This is a genomic window from Acinetobacter lwoffii (genome assembly GCF_024129115.1).
Classification (GTDB): Bacteria; Pseudomonadota; Gammaproteobacteria; order Pseudomonadales; family Moraxellaceae; genus Acinetobacter; species Acinetobacter lwoffii_T.
Window position 1 is genome coordinate 1 of record NZ_JAMXXO010000038.1, and the last position, 8465, is coordinate 8465.

Sequence of the window (8465 nt, forward strand, 5' to 3'; positions counted from 1 at the left end):
GGAATTAGGTCGACCACTTACCCAAGTTACGCCTTAAATTTGGCTCAATTAGGGGCGCTTTGCATTTCAAATCTTTGTGCAACAAAGCCGCGCTAAAGTATCATCCTAATTTTCGCCCAGGCTCGAAAAATACGGTAAATGGTGAAAATAAAAATTCATCCTTTTCCGATGTTGCCCGTTCCAACACGTAAGCAGTCAGTCAGAAAAAACACATAGATCCAATCCCTAGCGAGCATTGAGCTCTCTCATCCGTGCCAACTGCTCCAACCCTTGGACGCCCTAAATGCTTACCCAAAAAAATCAACACCTTCTTTTAAAAACACAATCAAAAATGACTCCCTTATATCCATTTAACCTAAACAGCCTTCCCCCCACTGCACTAGCTAGGGCTCGTAGTTCGGCGCAAGGCTGAAGTCGCTTGACTGCTTCGCTGTGCAGATCCATGACCCACTTTCCATCAAACTCCCGGTTGTAGTTCCACAAGCATCTCGCGAGTCTTGCCGGCCCGCTCCACTAACAAGACCACAACATCTCCAACGTTCTTGTCGTCTAGCCGGGCCTGTAATGTGGTGACGTCGTCGACGGCGATACCGTCGATGCTGATAACGCGATCGCCGGGCACGATGCCGCCTGCGGTGACCTCGATGCCGACGAGCCCGGCCCTGTGCGCCACCGAGCCCGGCGTCACGCGCAATACGAATACGCCCTTACTACCGGTCAGCGCCTGCAGACGCGCGTTGAGCTGCTCATCCACCTCGATGCCCAGCGCCGGACGGATGTACTTGCCGGTCTTTATGAGTTGCGGCACCACGCGCATGACGGTATCCACCGGCACAGCGAAACCGATGCCAGCGGACGCGCCCGAAGGGCTGTAGATGGCGGTGTTGATGCCGATCAGCCGCCCGGCCGAATCGAGCAGCGGGCCGCCGGAGTTGCCGGGGTTGATAGCGGCGTCGGTCTGGATCAGGTGATCGATGGCAGGCCCGCCCCCTTCGCCGTCGAGGGTGCGGTCGAGCGCCGAGACGATGCCGGTGGTGAGCGTCCAGTCCAATCCGAAGGGATTGCCGATAGCGAACACTTTCTGCCCGACCTTGAGGTCGGCACTGGTGCCCACCGGCACAGCGGGCGGGCGCTTGAAGCCGACGCCGATCTTGAGCACGGCGATGTCGTGCTCGGGGCTGGCGCCCACCAGCGCAGCCTGATAATCGCGACCGTCGGCCAGTTTGACCGTGGCAGACGATGCCCCCTGGATGACGTGGAAGTTGGTCACCACGTGGCCGGCATCGTCCCAGATGAAGCCGGAGCCGGTGCCGCGCGGCACGGAAAAGACATTGCGCGACCAGACGTCACGCACCAGTTGCGCCGTGGTGATGTAAACCACCGACCCGCGCGATTTCTCGAACAGTTGGATGGTGGTCTGCTCGTCTGCCGCCAGATCACCACGCGGTGTCACCGTGCGCTCGGCCGCTTCGCGCGGACTGAACCAGGCTTCGATGGCAGGCAAGAACTGCCACAGCAGCATGAGTGCGGCGATGCAGCCAGTGATGACGAGCCAGCGCCGGATGAATCGGTCCGGCGCCGGGCGGCTGTTGAGGTCGGGGTAGGTCATGCCATTCTCCTTGTTGAAATCAGCGCCAGACACCGCTGGCGCGCCAACGCGGTGGGCGTGGCGCCAAGGGGATGTCCGGCAGAAATGGGCTGGAATGAAGCGGTTGCGGTGCCATCGAATCAGCCAATTCCCGCAAGCGTTGGATGCGCTCTGTCGTCGCCGGATGCGTGCGCAACCAGGAGGGTTCCGGGTTGCCCCATCCGGGCAGCAGCCGGGCGCGACTCTCCCGCTCGATCTTGGCGAGCGCCAAAGCCAATCCCTGTGGGTCGCCGGTCAATTCGGCGGTGAGCCGGTCGGCGTCGAATTCGTGCACCCGCGACAAACCCAGTTGCGCCAGCAGCGCGAGCTGCGGCGAAACGGCCAGCAACAGCAGCGCCGGCCACTGGATAGCGACTGTGCCCCACAGCAAGGCCGGCAGGCTGAAGAGGAGCATGATTTGCCCCAACAAGGCCAGAAGATGGGTGAGCCGGCTGATGGAATCGGCCAGGCCCATGACACGCAAATCCTCGTTCGCAATATGCGCGATTTCGTGGCCGAGCACGCCGGTCAACTCGCGGGGCGTGAGGCTACGCAGCAGACCGTCGGTCAGCGCGATGGCCGCGTGATGCTTCGTACCGGTGGCGAAGGCGTTGACGACCCCGCTGGGCACGTAGTGCGGTACCGGCACGGCAGGCAACCCGGCCCGCGCCGCCAGTTCGCGCAACACAGCCCAAAGATCGGGCGCTTCATTCGGGTGCAGAGGGCGTGCGCCATACAGCCGCAGGGTCAGCACCAACAGCGCGGTTTGCAGGCGATTGAGCCAGCGATGCCGCGCGCCGGCAGCCTGCGCGTGGCGCCGATCACGATGGCTCATTTGGGCTTTCCCCGGCGGCCCGGTCAGCGCGCTCGCGCAGCAGCCAGTAAGTCGCCCCGAGGGCCAGCATCGCGCCTGCGAGCGCCGCGATCTTGGCGGGGCTGGTCTCCGGGTCGAGGATCACGAACTTGCGCGCCAGGGCGATCAGCCCGATCAGGATCACCGTCTTGACCTGGATGATGCTATCGCGGCGCAAGGCCACCCGCACGATGGAATGCTTGAACTCCATGGCGATGAGCAGCGTCATGATCATGCCGAACACGGTCTGGAAGACCTTGTGATCGAGCGGATTGAACGCATCGATGACCAGCAGGCTGAAGACGATCGAGATCAGCTGCAGCAGCGAGACCACGATGATCACGGCAATGATTGCGGACAGCGCGAGCGCGATCACCTGTTCGAAGCGCTCGTAGAACGTCATCACTGCCCATTGGGCACGAAATGTTTTGATCGGGTCCGGTTGCCTTTCCTTCATCGCCATTCCTCTCAATTCTGAAATACTTGTGCGCCCACAACTTGGTTGCGCCCTTGTCTTTTTGCCTGGTAGAGCGCGCTGTCCGCCTGCTGCATCACCTGCTCGGAAGAGTTTAAGCAGACGTCAAGGGGGGCCACCCCCATGCTGGCGCTATAGCTGATCGACACCTCTCCACACACCACCGCTGTCGTCGCAACGTCCTGACGAAATCGCTCCGCCCATACTTGGGCGTCTTCAATCGATGCCGCTTCGGCTTTGTTGCACAAACCTATCTCTAAAGGCTTATTCCACAATATAATTTTCAAATGAATAAGTCGACACCTAAAATTTATCGCACAACCAATTGGTCTTCATATAACCGAGCTCTCATTAATCGTGGAAATATTGCCATTTGGTTTGATCCTGCTACGCAATGGTATGCCCCATCAAAAGGCAAACAAGGACGAAATCAAACTTACTCCGACGCAGCTATCCAATGCTGCCTAATGATTAAATCTCTCTTTCGATTGTCTTTACGCATGGTCACTGGCTTTGTTCAAAGTCTCATCCATCTTTGTAGGTTAAATTGGATAGCGCCAGACTACACTACAATTTGTAGACGACAACAGCATATTGATATTGTGATTAGCTATCAAAAAAGTTGTGATGGACTGTATCTAATCGTTGACTCTACAGGTCTGAAATTCTTAGGTGAGGGTGAATGGAAGCGTAAAAAACATCAGCCTGAATATCGTCGCCAATGGCGTAAATTACATATTGGTATAGATGCTAAAACCTTACAAATACGCGCTGTTCAGCTCACAACCAACAATGTGAGTGATTCACAGGTACTTGGTGATTTACTCGATCAGATTCCACAAGATGAGAGAGTTGACTCCGTCTATACCGATGGAGCTTATGATACCAAACAGTGCCGACAGGTCATTGCGGATCGGCAAGCACATGCAGTGATTCCACCAAGAAAAAATGCGAAGCCATGGAAAGATAAAAAGATGGGCTCGCTAGAACGCAATGAGTTGCTTCGAACAGTTAAACGTTTAGGAAGAACTATTTGGAAGAAATGGTCAGGCTATCATCGGCGAAGTTTGGTTGAAACCAAGATGCATTGCATCAAATTATTAGGGGATAAACTCAGTGCGAGAAATTTTCAAAGCCAAGTCAATGAGATTCATGCACGTATGGCAGTATTAAATAAATTTACGGACTTAGGCAGACCACATACCCGAGTTGTCACTTAAATTTGAGTAGATATGAGAAGTCTTAACTTTTAAATTTTTGTGCAACAAAGCCATACCTCGTATGAGATAGTGAAAATAGGCGAATCTATTGGGGCTGAATGCGAACATCGCGAGACTGACCGACAGAGCAGTCAGCCCCTTCATCACCTCAAAACAGCTTTTGGATGCGCGTCTTCAACTCGTCGAACCATCCCTTGCCGCTTTTGCCACCAGCCGACTTTTGCTCAATGAACTTCACCTGATCGAAGATGGGTTTGAAGTCCGCCTTCTTGCCATAACCCAGGATCTGCGCCATCTCAATCTCCGTGCGCACGGACGACAGCAAGGTGCTGAGCTCCTCGTTCTGCTTGGCATCGCGCTTGTCGGTCTCGGCCAGCTTTTCAGCTTTTGCGATCGCGGCTTCGGCCCGTAGCACGGGCAGAGGAAAGGCGACCGAGGTCACCACCAGGGTGTTCAGTGCTCGGGCGAGTTCCGCTTTGGCGTTGTCGATCTTGCCGCTGTCGATGAGCCCGGCTCAGCGCATCGACGAACTGCGCCCCGATGCCTTGGCCGTCGAAGATGTACGAAGCCAGCGCGACGCTGTTCCGCGCCTATTCGATGGCAGCGAGCATGGCCGGGTAGGCCTGCTCGCCATCGACGAGCGGCTCGATGCGGTTGCCGCGGGTCAGCGACTGGCCGGTGGCGCGTCCCACCAGGTGGGCCAGACCGGCAAGTGGCGGCGATACAGCCTCGGGCATCGTGGGCGAGAGATCCTGCCGAACAGCAGGATCTGCCCCCGGGAAGAGCCGCCGCGCCCGCCGCTGGTAACGGTTGATGCCGAACAGCACATACAGCAGCGAACCGGCCAGCGGCAACAAGGCGATCAGAGTACCCACAGCGTGGCCGATCGAGGGTCACGCTTGTAGATGACCGCGTGCCCCGCTGTGGGGACAGCGACCGCCAGCGACACGAGGGTGGCTGCCCATGTCAGCCCATTGGGGTCGGACACGACAGCCTCCCATCGCTCAAGATTCGCCGTCCGCTGACTTCTTCTTGCGCGCAGGCTTGCTCGCGTCGCTCGGCGGCGTCTCGGCCACGTTCGCGGCATCGGGCTTTTCAGGCTCAGCCGGCTTCGCGGGTGGCTCCTGGCGCTCGAAGACCACCCGTTCGGCCTTGTCGTCCCAGCGGGCGCTGGCGTGATCGCCCTTGCCGATACCGCCACCCAGCATCTCGCGCGCCAGTGCCGTCTCCAGCTCGCTGCGGATCAGGCGCTTGAGTTCACGCGCGCCGAACTCGGGCTTGTAGCCTTCCTGCGCGAAGTGGTCGATCAAGGTCTGATCGAAGGTCAGCGTCACGCCCTGGCTGGCGGCGTTGCGGGCCACACGATCGAGCTGCAGGCCGACGATATGGCGGATCTCCTCCTTGCCCAGCGCATGGAAGACGATGATCTCGTCGATGCGGTTGATGAACTCGGGGCGGAAGTGTCCGCGCAGCACGTCCATCACCTCGGACTTGGTCTTCTCGTATTCCTCGCCGGCGGCGCTACGGGCCTTCAGCCGACGCTGGATGATGTCCGAGCCCAAGTTCGAGGTGGCGATGATGATGGTATTGGTGAAATCCACCACCCGGCCCTTGCCGTCGGTGAGCCGCCCGTCGTCGAACACCTGCAGCAGGATGTTGTAGACGTCGGGGTGAGCCTTCTCGATCTCGTCCAGCAGCAACACGCTGTAGGGCTTGCGACGCACCTTCTCGGTGAGCTGGCCGCCCTCGTCATAGCCCACATAACCCGGAGGCGCGCCCACCAGGCGTGCCACGGTATGGCGTTCCCCGTACTCGGACATGTCGATGCGCAGCAGCGCACCTTCATCGCCATAGATGGACTCGGCCAGCGCCTTGGCGAGCTCGGTCTTGCCCACGCCGGTCGGCCCGAGGAACAGAAAAGTCGCCACCGGCTTGCCGCCTTCGCGCAGCCCCGCGCGCGACAACCGCACGGCATCGGCTACCGCGCGCACCGCTTCGTCCTGGCCCACCAGGCGCTCGTGCAGCCGCTGTTCCAGATGCAACAGCTTCTCGCGTTCTTCCACCGTCAGCTCGTTGACCGGAATGCCGGTCAGGCGCGAGACGATCTGCGCGACATGCTCGGCCTTGACTTCGGCGCTGCCCGAGGCGCGCTCGCGCTCCCAATCTTCGATGAGCTTCTTGAGTTCGGCCTCTTTTGCCTCGATGCGCTTGCCCAGCTCGGCGGCCTTGTCGTACTGCTTGCGCGAGGCCATGTAGTCCTGCTCACGCCGCAACTGGTGCAGTTCGGACTCCAGCTCTTGTACGGCCACTGGGCGAGCCGTGGCCGACAGCTTCACGCGTGCGGCCGCCTGGTCAAGCAGGTCGATGGCCTTGTCAGGCAAAAAGCGCGCGGTGATGTAGCGGTCCGACAACTCGGCGGCGGCGATGATCGCATCCTCGGTGATGCTGACCTTGTGGTGCGCCTCGAAGGTGTCGCGCAGGCCGCGCAGGATCATCATGGTCTGCGCTACCGTCGGCTCGGGCACCATCACCGGCTGGAAACGACGCTCCAGCGCGGCGTCCTTCTCGATGTACTTCTGATACTCGTTGAGCGTGGTGGCGCCGATCAGGTTCAGCTCGCCGCGCGCCATCATCGGCTTGAACACGTTGGCCACGTCCAGCCCGCCTTCGCCGCCACCCTGGCCGGCACCGACGATGGTGTGCACTTCATCGATGAAGAGAATCATCTCGCCCTGGTGCTCGGTCACTTCCTTGAGCACCTTCTGCACGCGCTCCTCGAACTCGCCGCGGTACTTGGCGCCGGCCACCATGGCGTTGATGTTGAGTTCCACCAGACGCTTGTCGCGCAGCGTCTCGGGCACTTCACCGGCGACCATGCGCTGCGCCAGCCCTTCGACGATGGCGGTCTTGCCGACGCCGGGCTCACCGATCAACACCGGGTTGTTTTTCTTGCGCCGGGCCAGCACCTCGATGGTGGTCTCGATCTCCTGCGCACGGCCGATGACCGGATCGAGCTTGCCCTCGCGCGCCATCTTGGTGAGGTCGCGCGAGTATTTATCCAGCTCGGGCGTGTTGGTCGGCGTCTCGGCGCGGCCATCCTCGGCGCCCTTGCCGACCACCTTGCTGACCTGTTGGCGCAGCGCCTGCGGCGTCAGGCCGTAGCGGCGCAGCAGGTTGGCGGCCAGCCCTTCGCCTTCCTCGGCCAGACCGACCAGGAAGTGCTCCGGACCGACATAGGAATGGCCGAGTTCATTGGAGGTCACGAAAGCGCGGCTGAGCGCATCCTTCACGCGCGGCGACACGCCGATCTCGCCCTCGAACGGCTTGTCCCCGCGCTTGGCCTCGGACTCGATCTGCCGCTTGAGGTCATCGACCTTGATCTTGAACTGACCCAGGATGGTCTTGACCACGTCGCTGTCGGCCAGCGCCAGCAGCAGATGTTCGGTATCCACCTCGGCGCGGCCAAATTCGGCAGCGTGTTTGGCGGCCTCCTGCAGCAGGGCTTCCGACTGTTCGCTGATGCGGCTGGCCAAACCACTGCCGCGACGGCGCGGCGCACCCGAACCTGCGGCGGCGGGCTCGCCGAACGAGGCATCGACCACGTCATCGGTATCGGCGTCGCGTCGTCGCCGATGCGGAAGAAGTCACTGCCGAGGAAGTCCTCGAACAGGCCGCTGCGCGAGCCGAACAAGGCTTCCAGCGGCGAGACGGTGCGCTTTTGCTGGCGCACCAGTTGACGGTAATGGTCGTCACACAACAGCATGGTGCTGTGACGACCGTTGAGATTGGCTTCCACCCGCACGGTGGCGGGTTGGCTGCAGACCTGGCATTGTTTTCTGTCCATACTGATGCTCCTGTAAAGATTGATCTGACGAGGCACCGACGATCACGGTGCCTCATCTCTTTTTGTTTTTTGAGAAAAACGCGCTGCCCCGCGTCAGCCGTTGATCGGGATCGAGCGTGAAAATCACCTGTAGGTGCGCTTTCATTTCGCCCTCTCCAATCGCGTCGCTTTGCGGTTCCGGCCAAGGAAATCCTTGCAAGACTTTGTAAGACATTGCGCTTACCAGGAAAAAATATCAAGAGTCAATGTACAGCGACTTTGTTGCACAAAGATTTGAAATGCAAAGCGCCCCTAATTGAGCCAAATTTAAGGCGTAACTTGGGTAAATGGTCGACCTAATTCAGTGAATTTATTGAGGACTGCCACACGTGTATGAATCTCATTGACTTGGCTTTGAAAGCTCCTTGCACTCAGTTTATCGCCCAATAATTTAATGCAATGCATCT

8 protein-coding genes and 2 pseudogenes are annotated in these 8465 nt (G+C 59.3%); 1 reads left to right on the forward strand and 9 read right to left on the reverse strand.

Annotated elements, in window-relative coordinates:
- Positions 1-457: 457 nt before the first annotated feature.
- From NI470_RS15240 to NI470_RS15255, 4 genes are read right to left on the reverse strand one after another with little or no spacing between them, the layout of a single operon-like run.
- Entirely contained in the window at positions 458-1609 is a 1152-nt protein-coding gene (locus NI470_RS15240; protein WP_002072799.1) for a S1C family serine protease, read from the reverse strand.
- A 19-nt stretch (positions 1610-1628) separates the two neighbouring features.
- Positions 1629-2462 (reverse strand): zinc metalloprotease HtpX, encoded by an 834-nt coding sequence (locus NI470_RS15245; RefSeq protein ID WP_004882732.1) that lies wholly within the window; start codon positions 2460-2462, stop codon positions 1629-1631.
- Positions 2449-2937, reverse strand: a complete 489-nt coding sequence (locus NI470_RS15250) for a phosphate-starvation-inducible PsiE family protein (protein ID WP_253148953.1) — start codon at positions 2935-2937, stop codon at positions 2449-2451. The genes NI470_RS15245 and NI470_RS15250 overlap by 14 nt, the downstream gene beginning before the upstream one ends.
- Before the next feature lie 11 nt (positions 2938-2948).
- Positions 2949-3230, reverse strand: coding sequence for a GGDEF domain-containing protein (locus NI470_RS15255; protein ID WP_025465747.1), 282 nt, complete (start codon positions 3228-3230; stop codon positions 2949-2951).
- Between the two features lie 12 nt (positions 3231-3242).
- Here NI470_RS15255 and NI470_RS15260 point away from each other — a divergent pair, with 12 nt between their 5' ends.
- Positions 3243-4175, forward strand: a complete 933-nt coding sequence (locus NI470_RS15260) for an IS5-like element ISAba13 family transposase (RefSeq protein WP_253148951.1) — start codon at positions 3243-3245, stop codon at positions 4173-4175.
- Positions 4176-4323: 148 nt separating this feature from the next.
- On the opposite strand, the pseudogene yfdX1 reads toward NI470_RS15260, so the two are convergent.
- The 5 genes and pseudogenes from yfdX1 to NI470_RS15285 form a co-directional block, all read right to left on the reverse strand.
- Positions 4324-4689: pseudogene (gene yfdX1 / locus NI470_RS15265) on the reverse strand (heat resistance protein YfdX1); the annotation flags it as partial.
- A 76-nt stretch (positions 4690-4765) separates the two neighbouring features.
- On the reverse strand, positions 4766-5050 hold the full coding sequence (locus NI470_RS15960) for a hypothetical protein (RefSeq protein ID WP_253148949.1): 285 nt from the start codon (positions 5048-5050) through the stop codon (positions 4766-4768).
- A gap of 129 nt (positions 5051-5179) precedes the next feature.
- The gene (gene clpK / locus NI470_RS15275) at positions 5180-7777 is read right to left on the reverse strand and encodes a heat shock survival AAA family ATPase ClpK (protein ID WP_481124121.1); all 2598 of its coding nucleotides are present in this window, start codon (positions 7775-7777) and stop codon (positions 5180-5182) included.
- A gap of 294 nt (positions 7778-8071) precedes the next feature.
- Complete coding sequence (locus NI470_RS15280) at positions 8072-8233, reverse strand: hypothetical protein (protein ID WP_004642278.1); 162 nt, start codon at positions 8231-8233, stop codon at positions 8072-8074.
- A 92-nt stretch (positions 8234-8325) separates the two neighbouring features.
- A pseudogene (locus NI470_RS15285) lies at positions 8326-8465 on the reverse strand (IS5/IS1182 family transposase); the annotation flags it as partial.

Coding starts and splice junctions, on each gene's coding strand:
- NI470_RS15250 (WP_253148953.1), bottom strand. CDS start 2,937: ATGAAGGAAAGGCAACCGGACCCGATCAAAACATTTCGTGCCCAATGG.
- NI470_RS15245 (WP_004882732.1), bottom strand. CDS start 2,462: ATGAGCCATCGTGATCGGCGCCACGCGCAGGCTGCCGGCGCGCGGCAT.
- NI470_RS15240 (WP_002072799.1), bottom strand. CDS start 1,609: ATGACCTACCCCGACCTCAACAGCCGCCCGGCGCCGGACCGATTCATC.
- NI470_RS15280 (WP_004642278.1), bottom strand. CDS start 8,233: ATGTCTTACAAAGTCTTGCAAGGATTTCCTTGGCCGGAACCGCAAAGC.
- NI470_RS15260 (WP_253148951.1), top strand. CDS start 3,243: ATGAATAAGTCGACACCTAAAATTTATCGCACAACCAATTGGTCTTCA.